24 protein-coding genes are annotated in these 22,900 nt (G+C 30.6%); 17 read left to right on the forward strand and 7 right to left on the reverse strand.

The annotated features are described in order from the left end of the window. The first annotated feature begins 53 nt into the window (after nucleotides 1-53). The 15 genes from kynU to WAO74_RS07135 all read left to right on the forward strand — a co-directional run bounded on the left by kynU (nucleotide 54) and on the right by WAO74_RS07135 (nucleotide 12,184). Nucleotides 54-1,313 carry a kynureninase gene (kynU, locus tag WAO74_RS07065; protein WP_422160738.1) on the forward strand — a complete coding sequence of 420 codons (1,260 nt, stop codon included), beginning with the start codon at nucleotides 54-56 and terminating at the stop codon, nucleotides 1,311-1,313. Nucleotide 1,314: 1 nt separating this feature from the next. Next, nucleotides 1,315-2,736: an FAD-dependent oxidoreductase gene (locus WAO74_RS07070; RefSeq protein WP_422160740.1), complete on the forward strand. Its 1,422-nt coding sequence runs from the start codon at nucleotides 1,315-1,317 to the stop codon at nucleotides 2,734-2,736. 62 nt (nucleotides 2,737-2,798) lie between these two features. Next, complete coding sequence (locus tag WAO74_RS07075; protein WP_422160906.1) at nucleotides 2,799-2,882, forward strand: GIY-YIG nuclease family protein; 84 nt, start codon at nucleotides 2,799-2,801, stop codon at nucleotides 2,880-2,882. A 246-nt stretch (nucleotides 2,883-3,128) separates the two neighbouring features. Continuing rightward, entirely contained in the window at nucleotides 3,129-3,650 is a 522-nt protein-coding gene (locus tag WAO74_RS07080; protein WP_422160741.1) for a DUF1697 domain-containing protein, read from the forward strand. Between the two features lies 1 nt (nucleotide 3,651). Beyond that, entirely contained in the window at nucleotides 3,652-4,056 is a 405-nt protein-coding gene (locus WAO74_RS07085) for a RidA family protein (RefSeq protein WP_422160743.1), read from the forward strand. Nucleotides 4,057-4,096: 40 nt separating this feature from the next. Then, the gene (locus WAO74_RS07090; protein ID WP_422160907.1) at nucleotides 4,097-4,204 is read left to right on the forward strand and encodes a DUF6090 family protein; all 108 of its coding nucleotides are present in this window, start codon (nucleotides 4,097-4,099) and stop codon (nucleotides 4,202-4,204) included. 204 nt (nucleotides 4,205-4,408) lie between these two features. Further along, complete coding sequence (locus WAO74_RS07095; RefSeq protein WP_422160745.1) at nucleotides 4,409-4,825, forward strand: hypothetical protein; 417 nt, start codon at nucleotides 4,409-4,411, stop codon at nucleotides 4,823-4,825. A 40-nt stretch (nucleotides 4,826-4,865) separates the two neighbouring features. Then, the gene (locus WAO74_RS07100) at nucleotides 4,866-5,612 is read left to right on the forward strand and encodes a DUF6090 family protein (protein WP_422160746.1); all 747 of its coding nucleotides are present in this window, start codon (nucleotides 4,866-4,868) and stop codon (nucleotides 5,610-5,612) included. 43 nt (nucleotides 5,613-5,655) lie between these two features. Next, complete coding sequence (locus WAO74_RS07105) at nucleotides 5,656-6,369, forward strand: DUF6090 family protein (protein WP_422160747.1); 714 nt, start codon at nucleotides 5,656-5,658, stop codon at nucleotides 6,367-6,369. Nucleotides 6,370-6,404: 35 nt separating this feature from the next. Next, entirely contained in the window at nucleotides 6,405-7,100 is a 696-nt protein-coding gene (locus WAO74_RS07110; RefSeq protein ID WP_422160748.1) for a DUF6090 family protein, read from the forward strand. A gap of 31 nt (nucleotides 7,101-7,131) precedes the next feature. Then, a complete protein-coding gene (locus WAO74_RS07115) occupies nucleotides 7,132-7,851 on the forward strand; it encodes a DUF6090 family protein (protein ID WP_422160749.1) in 720 nt (239 codons plus the stop codon). Beyond that, the gene (locus tag WAO74_RS07120) at nucleotides 7,851-9,302 is read left to right on the forward strand and encodes an aldehyde dehydrogenase (protein WP_422160751.1); all 1,452 of its coding nucleotides are present in this window, start codon (nucleotides 7,851-7,853) and stop codon (nucleotides 9,300-9,302) included. Before WAO74_RS07115 ends, WAO74_RS07120 begins: the two co-directional genes overlap by 1 nt. 145 nt (nucleotides 9,303-9,447) lie before the next feature. After that, the gene (locus WAO74_RS07125) at nucleotides 9,448-10,227 is read left to right on the forward strand and encodes an SDR family oxidoreductase (protein WP_422160752.1); all 780 of its coding nucleotides are present in this window, start codon (nucleotides 9,448-9,450) and stop codon (nucleotides 10,225-10,227) included. A 155-nt stretch (nucleotides 10,228-10,382) separates the two neighbouring features. Continuing rightward, a complete protein-coding gene (locus tag WAO74_RS07130; protein WP_422160754.1) occupies nucleotides 10,383-10,916 on the forward strand; it encodes a 3-hydroxyanthranilate 3,4-dioxygenase in 534 nt (177 codons plus the stop codon). Between the two features lie 179 nt (nucleotides 10,917-11,095). Then, entirely contained in the window at nucleotides 11,096-12,184 is a 1,089-nt protein-coding gene (locus WAO74_RS07135) for an amidohydrolase family protein (protein ID WP_422160755.1), read from the forward strand. An 86-nt stretch (nucleotides 12,185-12,270) separates the two neighbouring features. On the opposite strand, the gene WAO74_RS07140 is transcribed toward WAO74_RS07135, so the two are convergent. The 6 genes from WAO74_RS07140 to dnaK all read right to left on the reverse strand — a co-directional run bounded on the left by WAO74_RS07140 (nucleotide 12,271) and on the right by dnaK (nucleotide 19,936). Further along, a complete protein-coding gene (locus WAO74_RS07140; protein WP_422160757.1) occupies nucleotides 12,271-12,894 on the reverse strand; it encodes a tetratricopeptide repeat protein in 624 nt (207 codons plus the stop codon). 41 nt (nucleotides 12,895-12,935) lie between these two features. Continuing rightward, the gene (locus WAO74_RS07145) at nucleotides 12,936-13,265 is read right to left on the reverse strand and encodes a DUF2141 domain-containing protein (protein WP_422160759.1); all 330 of its coding nucleotides are present in this window, start codon (nucleotides 13,263-13,265) and stop codon (nucleotides 12,936-12,938) included. Nucleotides 13,266-13,664: 399 nt separating this feature from the next. Then, nucleotides 13,665-15,821 (reverse strand): TonB-dependent receptor, encoded by a 2,157-nt coding sequence (locus WAO74_RS07150; RefSeq protein WP_422160760.1) that lies wholly within the window; start codon nucleotides 15,819-15,821, stop codon nucleotides 13,665-13,667. A 95-nt stretch (nucleotides 15,822-15,916) separates the two neighbouring features. Continuing rightward, a complete protein-coding gene (locus tag WAO74_RS07155) occupies nucleotides 15,917-17,218 on the reverse strand; it encodes an NAD(P)/FAD-dependent oxidoreductase (protein ID WP_422160762.1) in 1,302 nt (433 codons plus the stop codon). Between the two features lie 68 nt (nucleotides 17,219-17,286). Next, nucleotides 17,287-17,811 carry a hypothetical protein gene (locus tag WAO74_RS07160; protein ID WP_422160764.1) on the reverse strand — a complete coding sequence of 175 codons (525 nt, stop codon included), beginning with the start codon at nucleotides 17,809-17,811 and terminating at the stop codon, nucleotides 17,287-17,289. A 223-nt stretch (nucleotides 17,812-18,034) separates the two neighbouring features. Then, nucleotides 18,035-19,936, reverse strand: a complete 1,902-nt coding sequence (gene dnaK / locus WAO74_RS07165; protein ID WP_422160766.1) for a molecular chaperone DnaK — start codon at nucleotides 19,934-19,936, stop codon at nucleotides 18,035-18,037. A 252-nt stretch (nucleotides 19,937-20,188) separates the two neighbouring features. On the opposite strand from dnaK, the gene WAO74_RS07170 reads away from it, so the two are divergent. Together WAO74_RS07170 and WAO74_RS07175 are read left to right on the forward strand one after the other, a co-directional pair. Further along, nucleotides 20,189-20,530 (forward strand): DUF2853 family protein, encoded by a 342-nt coding sequence (locus tag WAO74_RS07170; protein ID WP_422160767.1) that lies wholly within the window; start codon nucleotides 20,189-20,191, stop codon nucleotides 20,528-20,530. Nucleotides 20,531-20,618: 88 nt separating this feature from the next. Further along, a complete protein-coding gene (locus WAO74_RS07175; RefSeq protein WP_422160769.1) occupies nucleotides 20,619-22,043 on the forward strand; it encodes an L-serine ammonia-lyase in 1,425 nt (474 codons plus the stop codon). Between the two features lie 57 nt (nucleotides 22,044-22,100). On the opposite strand, the gene WAO74_RS07180 is transcribed toward WAO74_RS07175, so the two are convergent. Continuing rightward, nucleotides 22,101-22,823 carry a bacteriorhodopsin-like gene (locus WAO74_RS07180; RefSeq protein ID WP_422160771.1) on the reverse strand — a complete coding sequence of 241 codons (723 nt, stop codon included), beginning with the start codon at nucleotides 22,821-22,823 and terminating at the stop codon, nucleotides 22,101-22,103. Nucleotides 22,824-22,900 lie beyond the last annotated feature (77 nt).

Genomic DNA, 22,900 nt, shown 5'->3' on the forward strand with positions numbered 1-22,900 from the left:
TTGAATTCTCAAGAGGATTGTTTTATATTTGGAATAAATCATTTTATGAACTAATGCAATACCAAAACACCTTAGCATTCGCAAAACAATTAGATAAGGAAGATTCGCTTTCTCATCTTCGAAATCAGTTTCATATTCCAAAAGACAAAAACGGAAATGATTGGTTGTATTTTACAGGGAATTCTTTGGGTTTACAGCCAAAATCTACGAAAGAATATATCAATCAAGAACTAGAAGATTGGGCAAATTTAGGAGTAGAAGGTCATTTTGAGGCTAAAAATCCATGGTTGAATTATCACGAATATTTAACGGATAAAATGGCGAAAATTGTAGGAGCAAAACCTGTAGAAGTGGTGGTAATGAATACCTTAACAACCAATTTACATTTGTTAATGGTAAGTTTTTACAGACCCACAAAAACAAAATATAAAATTGTTATAGAAAGTGATGCTTTTCCTTCAGATAGATATGCTGTACAATCGCAATTAAAATTCCACGGATTTTCGAATGATGATGTAATTGAATGGAAACCAAGAGTGGGAGAGGAATTATTAAGAATAGAAGATTTAGAAAAAATTGTTTCAGAACAAGGTGATGAAATTGCTTTGCTCTTAATTGGAGGTGTAAATTATTATACAGGTCAGTTTTTAGATATCAAAAAAATTGCAGCAATTGGGCATTCAAAAAATTGTGTTGTTGGAATCGATTTAGCTCATGGAGCAGGAAATATTCAACCAAATTTACACGAATCTAATGTAGATTTTGCAGCATGGTGTACATACAAATATTTAAATTCAGGTCCAGGAAGTTTAGCAGGCTTGTTTGTACACGAAAAACATGCTAAAAATACAGATTTGCCACGTTTTGCAGGTTGGTGGAATCATAACAAAGCAACACGTTTTAATATGAGACAACCTTTTGATGTAATGGAAGGAGCAGAAGGTTGGCAATTGAGCAATCCCCCAATATTATCAATGGCAGCCATCAAAGCATCTTTAGATTTATTTGATGAAGTGGGTTTTGAGAATTTAAGAGAAAAATCAGAAAAATTAACAGGTTATTTTGAGTTTTTAATCAATGAAATAGCTTCAGATGATATTAAAATTATCACACCTAAAAACCCAAAAGAAAGAGGTTGCCAATTATCCATTCAAGTAAAAAATGCAAAAAAAAGTTTGCATCAAAAACTACTAGCAAATAATATAATTACTGATTGGAGAGAACCAGATGTAATACGTTGTGCACCTGTTCCAATGTATAATTCTTATGAAGATGTTTATCAAATGGTTTCAATTTTAAAAGATTTATTATAAGATGAATAAAAAAGATAATGTATTAATTATTGGAGTTGGTTTGTGTGGAAGTTTACTCGCTTTAAGACTCGCGCAAAGAGGTTTTAAAGTTGAGGTTTATGAAAGTAGACCAGATTTAAGAAAAGTAGATATTTCTGCAGGAAGAAGCATAAACTTAGCATTGTCAGATAGAGGTTTAAAAGCCTTGCGTTTGTGTGGTATGGAAGAAAAAGCAAGAGAAATTTGTATCCCAATGTATGGGCGATTAATGCATGATAAACAAGGAAATACTTTTTCATCTAATTATTCTGGTAGAGAAGGGGAGTATATCAACTCAATCTCAAGAGGTGATTTGAATGCATTGTTATTAAATGAGGCTGAAAAGCACGAAAATGTCACCATTCATTTCAATAAAAAGTGTAAAAAAGTGGATATTGAAAATACCACAGCATATTTTAAAGACACAGAAACCAATGAGGATTTTTCTGAAAAAGCAACTGTTATTTTTGGTGCTGATGGTGCTGGTTCAGCGTTGCGAAAAAGCTATATTTCTGAGCGAAAGTTTTTATTTAGTTATTCTCAAAACTACCTAAATCATGGGTATAAAGAATTAGAAATTCCTGCTGATAAAAACGGAAATCATCAAATTAGTAAAGGTCATTTACATATTTGGCCAAGAGGCGATTTTATGTTAATTGCATTGCCAAATATGGATGGAAGCTTTACTGTAACCCTATTTTTAAGTTATGATGAAGGTGAATTTAATTTTAATAATTTAACATCCGAAGAAAAAATAACCGAATTTTTTCAGAAAGAATTTCCTGATGCTTTGGTATTAATTCCAAATATTTTAGAAGAATTTACCAACAACCCAACTGGACCTTTAGGCACTGTAAAATGTAGTCCTTGGAGTTATCAAAATAACCTTTTATTGGGGGATGCAGCGCATGCGATTGTTCCTTTTTACGGACAAGGAATGAATGCTTCTTTTGAAGATGTTTTTGTGTTGGATGAAATTTTAAATCATTTCGAGCGCAGTCGAGAAATAGAAAGTTGGGAAACTGTTTTTAAGGCCTATCAAAAAACTAGAAAAAAAGATACAGATGCCATTGCAGATTTGGCAATTGACAACTTTTTTGAGATGCGCGATCATGTGGCAAATCCACTTTTTAAAGAAAAAAGAAAAATTGAAATGGATTTGGAAAAACATTTTCCAAATCAGTATTTTTCAAAATATTCGTTGGTGACTTTTAACGAGCATATTGGTTATCAAGAAGCTATGAATAAAGGACGAGCACAAGATAAAGCTTTGTTGAATTTAATTGCTGATGATGAAGTACACACGCACTTAAATATGACAAAAGATGAATTGGAAATTATTTTAGAAAAAGTTAATAAACAAACAGAAGAAATTTTGCAAGAAGATAAAATTGCGGGATTGTAAAATCAATAAATGTCTCCTAGAGCGCAGTTGAGAGGTTAATTATAAAAACGTATTTTGTATGCATATTAAAATGTTCTGATAATTTTGTTTACACTGGAATTACAAATGATTTAAAAAGAAGATTTGATGAACATCAAGAAGGATAAATTAAATTTGTTTTACATACAAAAGAAGACCATTAGAGTTAATTTTCAATCAAGTTTTTAATGATGTAGAACAAGCAATTTTTCTTTGAAAAGAAAATAAAAAAATGGAATAGATCAAAGAAAACTGCTTTGGTAAATGGTATTTTTGATTTGTTAGAGATTCTTTTTGAATGCAGCAATGCAAGTCATTATAGATATAAACCAAAGAATAAATAGTTATTGACTGCGCTCGAACTGACAAGTAAAATGAAAAAATATATTATTTTATTACGAGGCATAAACGTATCTGGAAAAAATAAAATTCCGATGGTAGAATTACGAAAACTATTAAATGATTTAGAATTTAAAAACATACAAACGTACATCCAAAGTGGAAATATCATTTTAGAGTCAAGAAAAAGTAAATCAGAAACTTGTATAATCATTAAAGAAGCTATTCTTAATGTATTTGGTTTTGATATTGGGGTAATTGCAAGGACAATTCCTGAATTGAAAAATGCGGTTGAAACTTATCCATTTTCAATTCTCAACCCTAAAATAGTAGCTTTTGTTTTTTTGGATAAAAAATCAGAAATAAAGGATTTACAAATTCCAAATTCAGGAGAAGATCAATTTAAAATAGTGGATGACATGGTATATATTTATTGTCCATCATCATTTGCAGACACGAAACTTTCTAATAGTTTATTTGAAAGAAAATTAAATGTAAGAGCAACCACTCGAAATTATAACACAACTATAAAATTATTAGCATTAGCAACAAATTAATATGGCAGATAAAAAAGTAACACCAAGAGGCGCCTATCCACACGTAAAAGTGGTGGGAGATTTTATTTTTGTTTCAGGAACAAGTTCTAGAAGAGCAGACAATACCATTGCTGGCGTAGATATTATTGACGAAATGGGTACAAAAAAATTGAATGCCTACATCCAAACAAAAGAAGTGTTAACCAATATTGATAATAATTTAAAAGCTGTTGGTGCAAGCTTAAAAGATGTGGTTGATGTTTCTAGTTTTTTAGTAAACATGAATGATTTTGCAGATTATAACAAGGCTTATGCAGAGTTTTTTAATAAGGAAACTGGTCCTGCAAGAACCACAGTAGCTGTACATCAATTGCCACATCCTGATTTGGTGGTGGAGATTAAAGTTACTGCTTATAAGAAGCAATAAGATGATCAAATTCTTCCGAAAAATCCGTCAAAATCTGCTTATGGAAAATAAAACTTCTAAATATTTTAAGTATGCAATAGGAGAAATAATTCTAGTTGTTATTGGTATTTTAATTGCACTTCAAATTAATAATTGGAATGAAAATTGAAAATCAAATAAAATCGAAAAAGAGTTTTTATCAAATATTTATAATGATTTAGTAATTGATTCTATTCAATTTACCTATTATAATGAGACATTCAAAAGTGTTGAAAAGCTTCATTTTCAATTATATCAAATAGGAATAAATAATGAGGTTTTAGATTCAATTAACGAACCTGCGTTGATAAGACGCAGTCTTTATTTTAAACAATTGATAGATAAAGATTTTAAAGAAAAGGCATTTTCAATTTCAAATACTAAGATTAGAAAAGCTTTAATTGCTTATACACAGCTTGTTGCAGATATGGAGACTTCTTATAAACAGGAATTAGAACGAATAATTTCTGATGATTTAAGACCTTATTTAGGAATAAAAAAACTTTACAACACAAAAAATTTATTTCAAATAAAAAATAAATTTTTTAATGACTATACTTTCAAAATTGTAAACGGATTAAATTTAGTTGATAAAAACAAATTAATTGAACTTTCAAAAACAGATGAATTTCAACAAATTCTATTTGAAATTAATTTGAAATGGAATGAATTTCACTCTCGACTTTTGCCAGTTATCAGAGAAAATGATAAATTAAGAGTTTTAATTAAAAGTGAATTAAACAATTACTAACATGATCAAATTCTTCCGAAAAATCCGTCAAAATTTGCTTATGGAAAATAAATCTACTAAATATTTTAAGTATGCAATAGGTGAAATTGTTTTGGTGGTCATTGGGATTTTAATTGCATTGCAGATTAATAATTGGAATGAAGACCGGAATTTTAGAAAACAAGAGGTAAAATATCTGAAAAAATTACAATCAGATATAACTTTAGAGTTTCAAAACAATGACAGCCTTATTCATCTCAGAGCAAGTTCTGCAAAAGCAGCAGCACATTTACTTGATTTTAAACCTCTTGAAACCGCAAAAGACGTCATTACTTTAGAAACAACAATTAATCAAGTATTTACACGAAATGTATTTATACCTACAAACAATACCTATAAAGAACTACTTAGTTCTGGAAATCTAAATTTGATTTCTAATGATTCGATTAAAGATTATTTAATGGAATTAGATAAAATGTATGTGGCCATTCATAACCATGAATACCATATGTATCGCGAATATGAGGAATATTTGTACAATATTACCGTTTTTAACGTTCATGCCATTAACTTAATCGATTTACAAAAAACAGCTGCTAAAGGGATACTTGTTTTGAATGAGCCTTCTCAAATTCCTTTTGAAACCCTAATTCCTGAGTATAAAATTTTATTGCAAAAAAAAGAATTCATCAATGGTTTAAGGCTTTCAATCATGAATAGTATCACCTTAAAGAATATTCATGAACGTATGATTATCCATCTAAAAAAATTAGATACATTAATTCAAAACGAAATAAGTCAAAACTAAGCCTATGATCAAATTCTTCCGAAAAATCCGTCAAAACTTACTTATGGAAAACAAAACATCTAAGTATTTTAAATACGCCATTGGCGAAATTGTATTGGTGGTAATAGGGATTTTAATTGCGCTTCAAGTTAATAATTGGAATAACAATAAACAATTAGAGGAAGTTCAAATTAAATGTTTAAATGAAATTGTTACTAATTTACAAGCTGATTTATTGGATATAAGGTTCAATATAAATTTTAATGAAACAAGACTTAACTCATGTAAAGTTGTTCTAGAAAACCTTAAAAATGATGTTGTATACTCAGATACTCTCGATGTTTATTATGGTAGTTTACTTTACACAACAAGATCAGTGGTTAATTATAGTGCCTATGAAACTTTAAAATTTAAAGGATTAGAAATAATTACAAACGATAATTTAAGAAAATCGATTTCAAAATTGTATTCATTTCATTACCAAAATGTAATTGATTTTGAAATTCAAGATGATCATGCGTTACAATTTCAAGTTGTAATACCAACAGTTTTAAAAAGAGTAGAGTTTAGAAAAAATGAAGATATAGATGCAATTGCTGGACAACAATTAGCAAAACCAATTAATTTTCAAGCTTTAAAAAATGACATTGAATTCAAAAATGCGCTTGTTTTAAATGAAGATATAAGAGTTTATATGCTAGATAACTATAGACAATTAGAAAAGAATATTTTAGAATGTGCAGACTTAATTAATACTGAGTTAGAAAGATTAAAATGATTAAATTCTTTAGAAAAATCCGTCAAAATTTGCTTTTGGAAAATAAAACTTCTAAATATTTTAAATACGCCATTGGCGAAATTGTGCTTGTAGTTATTGGTATTTTAATTGCGCTTCAAATTAATACTTGGAATGAAAACCAAAAATTAAAGAACGAAACTCATAAAGTACTTTTACTATTACAAGATGAATTTTCAAGAAACCAAAACGAATTACAAACTAAAATAGAACAACATAAATTTGTAAAGGCGAGTGTTGACGAATTATCTGATTTAATAAAACCAAATCCGGAAGAAATTGAAGAAAACAAACTGGATTCACTCATGTTTTCCATGATATACATTCCAGAATTTAATGCCTCAACTGCAATATCATCTTCAGAAAAATTAGATTTAGTTGACGATGAGCTTAAAGCTTTGGTAAACGATTGGAAATTAAATTACGATTATTATAAGTACAGCATTAAATTAATCTATGATAATCTATCATCACAAAGTTCTTTTATAACTGAAAATTATCAAGCTAAAAATTACAAAAACGAGTTAATTGCATCCAAAAAAAGCGCTTTTGATAAAGACCAAAGGAAAATTTTATCGAGTGCTGTTTTTGAAAATTACGTCCATTTAAAAGCCCTGAATGCAGGCTTTCTTGTAAAACGATCTGCAGCTCTTTATGAAATACAGAATAAAATTTTACTATATCTAGAAAAAAAAATATCTACGTATGATTAAATTCTTCAGAAAAATCCGTCAAAATTTACTTATGGCAAACAAAACTTCTAAGTATTTTAAATACGCAATTGGCGAAATTATTTTAGTGGTTATTGGAATTTTGATTGCTTTACAAATTAATAATTGGAATGAAAACAGAAAAGAAACCATTGAAGAAACAGCTGTTTTAAAAAATTTATTTGAAAATCTATCACTTGCCAAGCAACAATCTGAACTATTAATTTTGCAAGAAGAAGACTTAAAAAACTCACTTATTTTTATTCTTGGAATAAATTCAACTCAAGCAAAAAACAATAAATACATTATAACAGACTCAATTTTTGAGACTACAGTCTGGGATTTACAAACCAATTTACCCACTTTAAATACCTATAACGATTTAAAAAGTACCAATAAATTAAGTTTGATAAAAAATAAAATTATCTATAAAAAATTCAATGATTTTGAATTTCGTCTGAATATGTTAAAAGACATCCTAGGTGATAGATTGAACGTTCATCAGCTTAGAATTGATGCAATTGCAGAAAACGAAATCAATTTTATACCATTAATAAAGTTTAATATTCCAACTGTTTTTATTGAAAATGAAGAAGCAAACGACTATTCAAAGATTTTATCTCAAAAGAAAACAAGAAATCTTTTAGGAATGAAACTATCTTTTACACAAGATGTTATTAATTATCGAAAAAATGTAGATAAAGAAATTCAAGAATTACTAATTTTATTGACCACTGAATTACAAAATAGATAATGAACATCCAAAACTACATCAATGGCGAATTTGTAAATCCAATAAAAAATAATTGGTTAGATAATTACAACCCTTCAATTGGAGAAGTGTATGGACAGATTCCAAACTCAACCAAAGAAGATGTAGAAAATGCATATTTAGCAGCAGCAAAAGCTTTCTCGAGTTGGAGTAACACCACTTTAGAGGAAAGAAGTAACATTTTATCAAAAATTGCCCATTTAATTTTAGAAAAACTGGATGTTTTAGCAGCAGCAGAAAGCAAAGACAATGGAAAACCAATCAGTTTGGCAAAACAAGTTGATATTCCTAGAGCAGCAAGTAACTTTCAGTTTTTTGCAAATGCAATAACACAGTTTTCATCAGAAAGTCATGAAAGTATTGGCTTAAATGCTGTGAATTTCACCTTACGTCAGCCAATTGGAGTGGTAGGTTGTATTTCTCCATGGAATTTACCTTTATATTTATTTACTTGGAAAATTGCACCTGCAATTGCAGCTGGCAATTGTGTGGTTGCAAAACCAAGTGAAATTACACCAATGACAGCCTACTTGTTAGGAGAGATTTGCAATGAAGCTGGACTTCCAGAAGGAGTTTTAAATATTGTTCATGGTTTGGGTTCAACAACTGGTCAAGCAATTGTAGCACATCCAAACATAAAAGCAATTTCGTTTACAGGAGGCACAAAAACAGGAGCTCATATTGCTAAAGTTGCTGCACCCATGTTTAAAAAATTATCTTTAGAATTGGGTGGAAAAAACCCAAATATCATTTTTGCAGATTGTAATTATGACAAAATGTTAGAAACTACTGTTCGTTCTTCATTTGCAAACCAAGGGCAAATTTGTTTGTGTGGAAGTCGAATTTTAGTGGAAGAAAAAATCTACGAAAAATTCAAAAAGGATTTTATAAAAAAAGTATCTGAATTAAAGGTAGGAAATCCATCAGATAACAGCACTAATATTGGAGCTATAGTCTCAGCAGAACATCTAGAAAAAGTAAAAAGTTATATTGATATTGCAGAACAAGAAGGAGGTAGAATCCTTTTTGGAGGGAATAAAGTTATAATTAAAAATTGCGAAAATGGTTATTATTTGCAACCAACAATTATTGAGGTTACCAATAATCGTTGCAGATTAAATCAAGAAGAAATTTTTGGGCCAGTTGTTACATTGATGTCTTTTAAAACTGATAAAGAAGCCTTAACTTTAGCAAACGATACAAAATATGGATTGTCAGCTACTTTATGGACGAATAATCTAAACAGAACTATGCAATTTTCTAAGCAATTACAAACAGGAATAATTTGGGTAAATACATGGATGTTACGTGATTTAAGAACTCCTTTTGGTGGTCAAAAAGATTCTGGAGTAGGCAGAGAAGGTGGTTTTGAAGCACTACGATTTTTTACTGAACCCAAAAATATTTGCATACAATATGAAAGCCCATCTTAATCTTCCCAAAGGGAAGAAACTGTTGTGGTTTTTAAAGAAAAATATAATATTATTATCAAAATAAAAGAGAATTACTAACACGTTAAAAATTCCCTTTCTTAGCCTGCATTGAGCGCAGTCGAAATGGAAAGGGTTAGGAATAGGAATGAATTTAGAACTAAAAAATAAAAACGCATTAGTTTGCGGAAGCACACAAGGTATAGGAAAAGCAACTGCGCTTTTGTTGGCAGAAGAAGGTGTGAATGTTACTTTAATTGCTAGGAATGAAGAAAAACTAAAAGCAGTTTTATCAGAGTTGAGTAATAATGGAGAACAAAATCATAGCTATTTAATAGCAGATTTTTCCAACCCAGAAAAACTTAAAAAAGCCCTGGAAAAATCAAAATTAGAGTTTCATATTTTAATAAATAATACAGGTGGCCCCAGAAGTGGTGCTATTTTAGAGGCTACTTTAGAGCAGTTTCAAAATGCCTTTGCACAACATTTATTGTGCAACCATATTTTAGCCCAAGCTGTTGTGCCTTTTATGAAAACGCAATGTTTTGGTAGAATTATCAATGTAATTTCTACTTCAGTAAAAGAACCAATTCCTGGTTTAGGGGTAAGTAATACCATTAGAAATGCAGTTGGTAATTGGGCAAAAACGTTGGCAGAAGAAATTGGAAGCCATGGAATTACCGTAAATAATGTTTTGCCAGGTTTTACAGACACAGAGCGTTTATCAGAAATTATTAAAATAAAGGCGAATATCGAAAACAGGAGTATTGAGCAAATGACAGAAATCATGAAAAATTATACACCTGCAAAACGTTTTGCAAAACCCGAAGAAACAGCCAATGCAATTGTATTTTTAGCAAGTGAAAAAGCGAGTTACATTAACGGAATTAATTTACCTGTAGATGGTGGAAGAACAAAAAGTTTGTAGAGCCCATCCCTAACCCTTCCCAAAGGGAAGGGAATTAGATTGAGAATAATGATTATATTAGTATAGTAGAATTAAACATTTTAATAATAAAATATTCCAAATTTTACCCAGTTTGGAGTTCCTTCCCTCTGGGAAGGCTAGGATGGGCTGAAAACATGAGCAAACTAGTACAACCTATAAATTTTAAAAAGTGGATTGACGAAAATCGTCATTTATTAAAACCGCCAGTTGGTAATAAACAAGTTTGGAAAAACGGCGAATATATTGTAATGGTTGTTGGTGGCCCAAACAATAGAAAAGATTATCATTATAATGAAACTCCAGAGTTTTTCTATCAATTAGAAGGCGATATGATTTTAAAAATCATCGATGAAAAAGGCACTCAAATAGATGTAGAAATTAATGAAGGCGATATTTATTTATTACCTGGAAAAGTGCCACATTCTCCTCAAAGAAAAGCAAATACTGTTGGTTTGGTGATTGAATATCCGCGATCTAAAGGAATGTTGGATGCTTTAGAATGGTATTGTGAAAATTGTGGAAATCAGTTATATAGAGAAGAATTTGCTTTAGATAATATAGAAACTGACATGCCTATAATTTTCGATAATTATTATTCAGACCTAGAAAAATGCACCTGTGATAATTGTGGTGATATTATGGAAGCTCCGAAAAAAGTAGGCATTTAATCAGTTGCAGTCAGCAGTAAAAAATAAAAACTCGTGTTTGGGAGGAACGAAGCAATCTCTTTAAGAGGAAAATACTTTATTAAATAAACAGACTGCTTGTTTTCTTAAAAACACGAAATTTTAAAATAAAACGTCTAATTTTAAAGCAATTTTCCTATATAAAACCGAACAACAAAACAATGAGCCACAGAAAACTAAGAATTAACGGACACTCACATTTATTACCTTATCCAGAAGAAATTCCTCAATTTATGAAGGAAAAAGAAATTTTTTGGGTAGATGATGAGCGTAAACATATGTTGCAAAAAGATTGGAGCAGACCAGTTACAGATTCTAGTTTTTTCTTAGACGAAAAATTACGATGGATGGAACGCAACAAAATAGATCATGCAGTGGTTTTAAATCTATCGCAATTGTATGGAAATGGTTTGCGTTTGGAAGAAATGAAAAAAGCCTTGCGTTTTCAAAACGATTTTAACGCAAAAGTGCAAAAAAATCATCCAGATAAATTTACTTGTGGTTTTGTGGTGCATCCAGGTTTTATTTATGGTGCTTTGTACGAAATAGAACGTTGTGTAGAAGAATTAGGATTAAAAGTTTTGTGTTTACCAACGCATTTTATGGATTCTATTGGTCAATGGAGATGTGTTTTTGATGAAGAAAATGATCGAATTTTTGAACTCGCAGATAAATATAAATTAGCCATCGAAATTCATCCTTATGATGGTGATAAAATGATAAAATTAGAAAATACCAATTGGCGTTTTCATTTAATTTGGATGTTGGCTCAATGTGGAGATGCTTATCATTTTTATACCTTAAATGGTATGCAAGAACGTTTTCCAAATATTAGAACTTGTTTCGCACATGGAGGTCAGTTAGCTCAAATGAATCTAGGAAGAAGAATTCAGGGTTTTGATGGAAGACCAGATTTGTTCGAAGGAAAATACCATCCAAGAAAAGCAGTTGGTCATAAAAATATCTTTTTTGATACATTAGTTCACGATACAGATTCTTTAAAATTAATGTTTCAAAGACAAGGAACCAAACAGGTATTAATGGGTTTAGACGATCCTTATCCTTTAGGTGAAATGGAAAACAACAAACAATCTTCTTATCCAGGAAAAATTTTAGATTTGGCTGTTGAAAAAGGTATTATTTCTGATGAAGAAAAAGGACAAATTTGGGAAGATAATGTTTTACAATGGTTGTTTGGAGATGATGAGGTTGCCAAACAAGAGTTAATTAATAAAATTTTAGGAGTATAAATTTCATTTCGACGAAAGGAGAAATCTCTTTTTATTAAATTTGAGATTTCTCCTCATTCTTCGATCGAAATGACAGGAATTCAATTTTATTCTTGGCATTGTTTTAAAACTTCTTCAGCCCTAGATAATTGAAATAGTGGATAAAATTCTTCTTCAATTTTTTCTTCTTTACTTAATTCAATAGCTCTTTTAATTTCATCACAATAAGGTTTTGTAGACTTTCCAAAAAAACTTGCTGCACCCATATTCCATTCTGCATTTCCAAGAACAACTCTGGGGTTTTTTGGAGCAATTTCTAAAGCTTTTGCATATAATTGACTGTTTTTTCCAGACATAGTCATGCCATATTTTTGACCATCAAAAGCAATGTAAGCTGTATTTAATAAAGCTTGCGTAATTATTATTTCTGGATTATTCTCAGAATTAGAACTTGCAGCATCTAAAAATTCTTGTGCTTTTGTTAATTTTGAATTTAAAACAGCTTCATCTTTCAATCCAAAACAGCCTAAAATTTCTATGGTCGCTGCGTAATAAGGGGGCAGCCAATTTGTTGGTTCTGCCTTCGAAATTCTTTCAAAAAGTTGAGATGCTTCTGTTGTTTTTCCTTGTTCCCAAAGCCCAAATGCTTGTTGCATTCCAGATTGATATTTAGTTTGTCCTGTTACATTTAGAGCAATAAATAGCCCAATGAATAAAAATAAATTTTTCATAATAGATTGATATTAAGATTTTTAGTTGGTTTTTGTAGTGATTAATCTACAGATATAGTAATTGTTTTATTCGTATTTAAAATAAACATAGCATCCTTAAATTTTGGAGGTCCCATAAAACCGGTTGCATCATTTGAAAAACCATAAGGTTCTTTTGGTATTCCAAAAATTTTGGTATCCATTTTATTGTTGTCATTTTCATCATGAAAAAGTGAAATTGCATATTCACCTTTTTTTAATCCTTTAAAATAGGCAACTGCTTTTTTGCCTTTTACAACTGCGTTTGTACCTTTGGTATCCTCACTTGTTTTTAAAAAGGTTTCTGGGCTGTTATATAAGGCCAAGAAAACTTTTCCAGTATCTGTGTTCATTCCAGTGATTTATACAGTAAGATCGAAAGTTTCTTCTTCTTGTGATTTTGATGTGAAGATGGCATTGAAAATAAAAAGGATGATTAAAAATGATTTTTTCATGTTTGTTATTTTTTGATGATTCAAATATCTGATGTTTTTACGACAATAAAGCAATAATAATACCGAATTGTAAATTTTAGTTGATGAGTTGTGTTTTTTTAAGTTTAAAGTTTATAAAGTTGCATTGGTTTATTAGAAGCTTATTCATTGGCAAATTTTCTTAGCCCTGATTGAAGCATTTGTTTGAGCTCTTTTTTAGTGTAGGTTCGAGTGAATTTGTGAAGAATGAACAAATTTGTATCGAGAACAAACTAAAAAAAGCGAGTGCTGAAAGCAGGAAATAGCTTCTAAAAAAAATTACAAATTGTCTAATTGATTTGATTTTTTATCAGTACTGATAGTCCAGAAAAAGCCGACAAAAAAGAAACTATCTGCATTTGGTAAAACAGCTTGTCTATCGAAATTTCCATTTGTATCTGGCGTGTTTTTATAATTATAGCCAAATACATTTCGGGTACCTAAAGCATTGTTTACAGAGAAATATAGAATTTTTTGTTGATCTATTAAATACGCCCAATTGATACTTACTGAATTGTAAGGGTTGGTTTTGTTGTTTAAAAAACCAGGTTCATTTGGGTTTGTATAGGTTCTGCCAGAGGCAAAATTATACGCAATACCCAACTGACTTTTCCATTTTTCTACCCAATGTTTTGCAACAAAAGAAAAGTTATGTGCAGATGCAAAATTCGGAGTTGCTGTGGTTGGGTAATTTCTAAAATCTCTTTCTGTGTCTAAGAAAGAATAAGAAATCCAATAATCGGTATTTTTAATTTTTCCATTTTGTCTCCAAAAAACATCAATCCCTTTTGCATAAGCGCTTCCATCATTAGAAAAGTTAGAATCGAAAGTTGGTATTTCTGTATCGAATTTTACCAAATCGTTATAATCTTTATAATATGCTTCAATTCTAAAAATCTGATCTTGTTTAGTGTGTTGATAGTTTGCAATTAAATGAGAAGTATTTTCTGCTTTAAAATCATTACCAAATTTTAAATAATTATTGCTTGGATTTTGGTAAAACTGACCATAAGCCAATGAAATTTGAGAACTTTCTCCTGTTTTATAAGATAAGGATGCTCTTGGAGAGAATGTAAATTCATTTAACAAATTAGAATGTTCTGCTCTAACACCCAATTTTGCGGCTAAGTTTTTAGAGAAAAAAATGTCTGTTTCTAAAAAAGAAGCAAAAATGTTGTTGTCAAAGCCATAATTAAATTCTTGGCTATTTATGGGTGTATATTTTTCATCAAAACTCGAAATAAAGTATTCTGAACCAAAAGAAACTCTAAATCTGTTTGTAATTTGCTTTTTTAATTTTACTTTAAAATGTGCAGAGTTTTCTGTATTATTAATTACATCATCAATTATTTTTACAGTAGAATTATCATTTGTAAAGCTAATTCCTGTTTCAATTCTCCAATTATTGCCTAGTTTATTTTTATAAGAACTGTTTATGTATAGGTTTTTATTTCTTAATCCAAAACGAAAACCGTCTTCAAAATTTATATTATCTTGAATTACATCTAAATCTGTATAACTAAATGCACCATAGACTTTTAGCATAGAATTGTCTTTAAAGCTATATCTGTAAACAGCTTCTCCACTTGCAGACTGAAAAGGACTTAACCATGTATTTCTATCTGGAAATAATTCTGTGTAAGGTTGTAAATTAATATAAGATGTATTTACACTTAAGGAACTATTTTCCCAAATTTGTGTATTTCCAAAACCAGCACCCACTGTCATAAACTGAAATTCTGTTTTTTCTTGATCTGGTTTATCAATAGTAGTTAAATCTAAAACACCAGATAAGGCTTGCCCATATTCTGCGGAATAACCACCTGTAGAAAAAGAGATGCCTTTGAATAAAAAAGGCGAATATCTTCCACGAGTTGGAGCATTATTGGGTGCTGGGCTATAAGGCGTAAATACACGAAGGCCATCAATAAAAATTTGGGTTTCTTCTGCATCTCCACCTCTTACAAAAAGGCGCCCATTTTCTGGATTTGCTGAGGTTCCAGGGAGTGTTTGCAAAGCTCCTAAAACATCACCAACTGCGCTTGCAGTGGTTACAATATCTAAAGGTTTTAAAACGGTTACTTTCGCTTTTTCACCAGCTTCGAAAGTTCCAGCATTAATTACAACAGCACCCAAAGCATTTACATCTTCTCTTAATTTTATTTGTAAATTTTTTAGTGATGAAACATCCGCAGTTTTTATGTAAGTTTCAAATGATAAGAAAGAAACCACTAAAGTATGTACTCCAGTTTCTGATGTTTTAAAAGAAAATTCTCCAATTTCGTTTGATGATGTTCCATCGTAAGTGCCATCTAAATAAACGTTTGCGCCTAAAATTGGGTTGCTTTTAGAGTCGGTTACTTTCCCAGAAATGGTGATTTGGGCAATTGTGGAAAATTGAATAATACTAAATACTAAAAATAAAATACGTTTCATCAGTTTGGTTTTTGATAACACAAAAGTGAAGCGATTTTAGTCTTTAAAATAATAAGAAGTACTCAACTGTAATTTTTAAATGATGAGTTGTAATTCTATTCTTTGGTGTTAAAACTAAAACTATTTTTATTTTTATAAGGGCGAATAATTAATCTTGTTTCCCTATCAAAACGAATATAATTATATACCCAATTTAGAAATACGATGGCTTTATTTCTAAAACCAATAAGAGATAATAGATGAACAAACATCCAAACAAACCAAGCAAAAACTCCTTGAAATTTCCAATTTGGTAAATCTACAACAGCTTTATTTCTGCCAATGGTAGCCATAGAACCTTTATCTTTATAAACAAAAGGAGTTGTTTTTTTATTGAATAATTTGGCTAAAATATTTTTCGCAACTAATTTGCCTTGTTGAATTGCAGGCTGAGCCATCATTGGATGACCTTGTGGATTTTTTTCTGAGGTCATGCAAGCAACATCACCAATTGCATAAATGTTTTGGTAGTTTACAACTTGGTTGTATTCGTTCACTTTAATTCTTTCAGCACGTTCTACAATACAGTCTGCTTGCAAACCAGCAACAGTTTCACCTTGCACACCAGCAGCCCAAATTACGGTTTCTGCTCTAAAATGGTCTATTCCATTTGTGGTTACCATTTTACCATCATAATTTAAAACACGTAGATTTTTCCAAACATTTACACCTAATCCAATTAAAAAATCTTCTGCTTTTTCAGAAGCTTCTGCACTCATACCTTTTAAGATTTCTCCAGAACTTTGAATTAAATTTATTTGCATTTGCCTGATATCTAAATCTGGATAATCTTTTGGTAAAATGCCTTTTTTCATTTCTGCCAAAGCTCCAGCCAATTCAACGCCTGTAGGTCCACCTCCAACAATTACAAAATTCATTAAAGCATTTCTTTCTTCAATATTCGACGTTAAAAGTGCTTCCTCAAAATTCTCTAAAATTAAACTCCTAATATTTAAAGCCTGTGGAACAGACTTCATTTCCATCCCATATTTTTGGATATTAGTATTTCCAAAAAAGTTGGTTTTAGAGCCAGTTGCAATAATTAACTCATCATAATCTAAATTTCCAATAGAAGTTTCTATGGTGTTTTTATCAGGATTAATTTTAAGAACTTCAGCCAATCTAAAGTAGAAATTTTCTACATCGTTAAAACGTTTTCTAAGTGGAAAAGCGATAGAATCCGGTTCTAAACCACCTGTTGCAACTTGGTACAATAAAGGTTGAAATGTATGATAATTGTGTTTGTCTATTAAAACAACTTGCAATTCTTGTTTTTCCAAACCTTTTGCAGCTGCTAAACCAGCAAAACCGCCTCCAATAATTACAACTCTTTGAAAACTTGTTTGTGGAATGTTCATATTAGACTTTTGGATTGTTAGATTTTTCGAATTTTAGAAAAGCAAATTTACTCAAAAGCGATGATTTCTTATTTGAAACTTCGTTTTATTTCAGGGAGTGTTTTATCTGAATTGATAAATTCTGAAATAATTTTAAAGTACAAATCCTCTATTTCTAGCGCATAATAATTTGCCCACTTATCATTTGTAAATAAATAATTTATTTGTTTGATTCTTTTTTGAGCTTCAGAAAAAGTAAATAAATGATTTTCGGATTTTTCTTTTTTAGCTTGAATTTCTGCAATTTTTTTACTAAAATCAACTTCAATAAAAAATATTTTTTCTAATGAATGAATAGGGTAGAAGTCTGTCCATTTTGCAAAACCAATTACAGTTTTTTGATTTTTATAATTGTCATCAGCAATAATTTTCCATCTGCAATTGGCAACTCTTCCCCAATGATTCGATTTTCTGTAAACACCTTCATGAGAGTAAAAATAGCTACTTTCTGATTTGCTTTTATAATTTGTATTTTCGGGAAATACAAAATTATCAACTTGCTGAAATTCGCAAAAAGTATGTTTGAAAAAATTGGTTTGGTTGTAGGTTTTCAAAAAAGAAATTTTCGTAAAAGTAGTTAAAAGGCACAAAAAAACGCAATCAAATTAATGATTGCGTTTTAAATATTTATTTTTAAATCAACTTTTGAAAATGTTTATTTTGAAATCCCATTTTTCAAAGAGATAAATTCAAATACATCTTTTGTAGAAGAGATCCCAAATCAAGTTTGGGATAAGCGATTCACACAAAATTTCTAATGAAATTTTGGTTCTCTGCTTACTTCACTTCCTCAAAATCTACATCTTCAACATTGTCTTTTTGAGTGTCAGTGGCAGTTGGTTCTCCTTGGTTTGCACCAGGATTTGCTCCTGCAGCTCCTTCAGCAGCATACATTTCTTCAGAGGCAACTTTCCAAGCTTCATTAATCTTTTCCATTGAAGCATCAATTTGTGCCAAATCTCTAGATTCATGTGCAGCTTTTAACTCAACCAAAGCAGCTTCAATTGGTTCTTTTTTATCCGCAGATAATTTATCACCAAACTCTTTTAATTGCTTTTCTGTTTGAAAAATCATAGAATCTGCTCCATTAATTTTCTCAGCAGTTTCTCTTGCAAGTTTATCAGAATCTGCATTTGCTTCTGCTTCTTCTCTCATTTTTTTGATATCCTCTTCAGATAAACCAGATGAAGCTTCAATTCTAATTTCATGAGATTTGTTTGTTCCTTTGTCTAAAGCAGATACTTTAATGATCCCATTTGCATCAATATCAAAAGTTACTTCAATTTGAGGAACTCCTCTTTGTGCTGGTGGTAAACCATCTAAATGGAAACGGCCTATGGTATTATTATCTGCAGCCATTGCTCTTTCTCCTTGTAAAACATGAATTTCTACAGAAGGTTGATTGTCTACAGCTGTAGAAAATACTTGCGATTTTTTCGTTGGAATGGTTGTGTTTGCATCAATTAATTTTGTGAAAACATTCCCCATTGTTTCGATACCTAAAGATAAAGGAGTAACGTCTAATAACAATACATCTTTAACATCTCCAGATAAAACTCCACCTTGAATTGCAGCTCCTAAAGCTACAACTTCATCAGGATTTACACCTTTACTTGGCGCTTTTCCAAAGAATTTTTCAACAGCTTCTTGTACAGCAGGTATTCTTGTAGAACCACCAACTAAAACAATCTCATCAATATCAGATTTTGATAAACCAGCATTTTTTAATGCAGTTGCACAAGGCTCTATAGTTCTTTTTACTAAATCATCTATTAATTGTTCGAATTTAGCTCTAGATAAAGTTCTAACTAAATGTTTTGGTCCGCTTGCAGTTGCAGTAATATATGGCAAGTTAATTTCTGTAGACGCAGAAGAAGATAATTCAATTTTCGCTTTTTCAGCAGCTTCTTTTAAACGTTGTAAAGCCATAGGATCTGTTGTTAAATCCATGTTTTCATCTGCTTTAAACTCTGCAGCTAACCAATCTATAATTTTTGCGTCAACATCATCACCACCTAAATGTGTGTCTCCATCTGTTGCTAAAACTTCAAAAACACCATCTCCTAATTCTAGGATAGAAACGTCATGCGTACCACCACCAAAATCAAAAACAACAATTTTTTTGTCATCATGAGATTTATCTAAACCGTAAGCTAAAGCAGCTGCAGTTGGTTCGTTAATAATTCTTCTTACTTTTAAACCAGCAATTTCACCAGCTTCTTTGGTAGCTTGTCTTTGTGCATCATTAAAATATGCAGGAACTGTAATTACAGCTTCAGTTACTTCAGCCCCTAAGTAATCTTCAGCAGTTTTTTTCATTTTCTGCAGTACCATTGCAGAAATTTCTTGAGGTGTGTATAAACGACCATCAATATCTACTCTTGGTGTATCATTATCTCCTTTTAGCACTTTATAAGGTACTCTTTTAATTTCGTTAGAAGATTCAGAGAATTTATTTCCCATAAAACGTTTAATAGAAGAAACTGTTTTTGTTGGGTTTGTTACTGCTTGTCTTTTAGCAGGATCACCAATTTTACGTTCTCCACCTTCTACAAAGGCAACTATAGATGGTGTTGTTCTTTTTCCTTCAGCATTTGGGATTACAACTGGCTCATTTCCTTCCATTACAGAAACACATGAGTTTGTTGTTCCTAAATCGATTCCAATTATTTTACTCATAATATTAATTTTATAATTTAAATTCGTTTTTCAATTTTACACTTACCAATAGTCAAAGTGTATGCCATTAGCCTTTTGATAAAGAATTGTCAGTTTTTTAAAATAATTACACTCATAGTTATGACAATATGACACAACCTTTAAATCTTGCCATTCAACGATTTCCATTTTCCTTTATGCTTTAATTTTTATATATTTGAAATGTTCTTTTAATAGACAAAAAATATTTTACAATAAACTAAATACAAAATCATGAGTAAATTTGACGAAAAAGTTGCTTTGTACAAAAAATTTATGGACGATAGAGATCTTCGTTCTAACACAGAATTATTAGCTGCTGTAACCAAAGGTTTAGGTCCTTCTATTTACAAAGCCGATGCTGAAACTGTTTCTGGTTCTGATGCAAAAGAATTAGCAACTGTTAAAAATAATTTTTTAATAAAAAAATTGGGTTTAACTGACAGCAAAGAGCTTGATGAAGGAATTGAGGAAGTTATGGAAAGAATTGGCAAATCTGAAAGAAAGAAATACAGAGCTGTGGTCTATTACATGCTAATGAAAAAGTTTGATAAAGAGTCAGTTTACGGTTTCTAAACTTTCTATTTATTAATAATATAAAAAAATCCAACTCATTGAGTTGGATTTTTTACATTTACATCAATTATTTTAATCATAATTAAGAATGTCGCAATTTATTAGTGTTTTTGATATGTTAAAGATTGGTGTTGGTCCATCAAGTTCGCATACTTTGGGTCCTTGGAGAGCTGCACAAACTTGGATTCAGAAAATAAAAGAGAATAAAAAATTTGATGCTATAGATGCTATTAAAGTAGATTTATATGGTTCTTTATCTTTAACAGGCAAAGGTCATGCAACAGATATTGCAATTCTTTTGGGTTTAAGTGAGGCTGATCCTGAATATATACCCATAGAAGATATTGCTATTATTGTTGATAGAATAAATACACAAGAAGAAATTTATTTTAAAGGAGGTAAAACAGTAAAGTTCCCTAAAAATTCAATAAAATTTAACAGGGAATTTTTACCATTTCATGCTAATGGAATGACTTTTCGTGGCTTTTCTAAGGGTGAAGAAATATCTACACAAACCTATTTTTCTATTGGAGGTGGTTTTATAGTGCAAGAAAATGACAATTTAGAAGAAGAAATAGAAATCAATAAAAAGAATTTTCCATATCCAATTAATAGAGCTCTGCAATTAGAAGAGTATTGCGAAAAAGAGAATTTACAAATTTCTGATATTGTTCTTAAAAACGAATTAGAATTAAAATCAGAAGATGAAATTGATTTTGAATTAAATAGAATTTGGGAAACCATGTTAGAATGTATGTACATTGGCTGTCATACAGAAGGAAAACTTCCTGGAGGTTTAAACGTAAAACGACGCGCTTTTGATACGCATACAAAACTGATTAAAGATACAAGTTACACAAATCCTAAAGAATGGATTACAGCCATAAGAAGTACAGAAGTAAAATTTAGAGAAATTTTAAAATGGGTAAGTTGTTTCGCGCTTTCTGTAAACGAAGTAAACGCAGCTTTAGGGAGAGTAGTAACAGCACCAACTAATGGAAGTGCAGGTGTAATTCCTGCTGTTTTAATGTATTATTTGGTCATAGAAAATCATAAAGCCGATTTTAACCACATTAAAAAATTCTTATTAGTGGCAGGAGAAATTGGGAGTATTTTTAAGAAAAATGCCACAATTTCTGCAGCAATGGGTGGTTGTCAAGCAGAAATAGGAGTTTCATCTGCAATGGCTGCAGCTGCGTTAACAGAGTTGTTGGCAGGAACCCCTGCACAATGTTTATCTGCAGCAGAAATAGCAATGGAACACCATTTAGGAATGACTTGCGATCCAATAGGAGGTTTGGTGCAAGTGCCTTGTATAGAGCGTAATTCTATGGGTGCAATAAAAGCGATTCATGCAGCAGAAATTGCTTTAGAAACAAATCCTAAAGAATGTTTGGTTCATTTAGACAACGTAATTGATACCATGTGGGAAACTGCGAAAGACATGAATAAAAATTACAAAGAAACTTCAGAAGGTGGTTTGGCTGTGACAGTTCGTTTGGCAGATTGTTAAAAGAAAATCTCAAGGTTTTAACACCTTGAGATTCTTATATTATATTTAAATGTTTGATTATTTTTCTGAACTCTGAATAGCTAAGTTATAAATAACCAATCCAAATCCGATTTTATTCACAGCATCACCAATATTGTATATAACATCCATATCTAGCAATCCATTTAAGCCATCATACCAACCTGGAGTTCCAGCCATATATCCTAATGGATAAATTGCCCATCCAACCAATACAAACCAACATAAAGTTTTGTGTGCAGATAATACAGCACCACCAGCTGCTTCAGCTAATTTTTTAGCTTTACCTAACCAGATGTCATAAACGATTACAAAGTATGCAATTCCTGAAATTAATCCCCAGAACCAAGCTTGTTCTCTAAAAATTACTTCTCCCATATACCCTGTAACTAACATTACAACTGATAAGAAAATCAAACGCCACATTAAAGATTTTTTAGCGCCTGCAACTTTTAATATTAAGAAGAACTCAACACACATTAATGGTACTGTTAGTAACCAGTCTACATATCTAAAAAAGGTTGGAGATTCAGCATTTGAAGCCCAATAATCTCTCATGTAAAAATAATGTACAGCCGCAATAAAAGTAATCAAACCTGAAACTAAAATTGAAGTTCTCCATTTTTTATCAAAAGTGTTTAATGATAAAAAGAAAAATACTGATGCAGCCATCATAGCCATACTTCCTACGAAGAATGTAAAGCCCACATAGTCATTAGTTGCTAATTTAGCAACGGATAAAAAATTTGTTAATAAGACCATTGTAAATAAATTTAAGTTATTAATAAGTTGTTTAACATATTTATATATATGCTAAACAAATATATAAAATATTTTTT

This window comes from Polaribacter sp. (assembly GCF_049276715.1).
Lineage (GTDB): Bacteria > Bacteroidota > Bacteroidia > Flavobacteriales > Flavobacteriaceae > Polaribacter.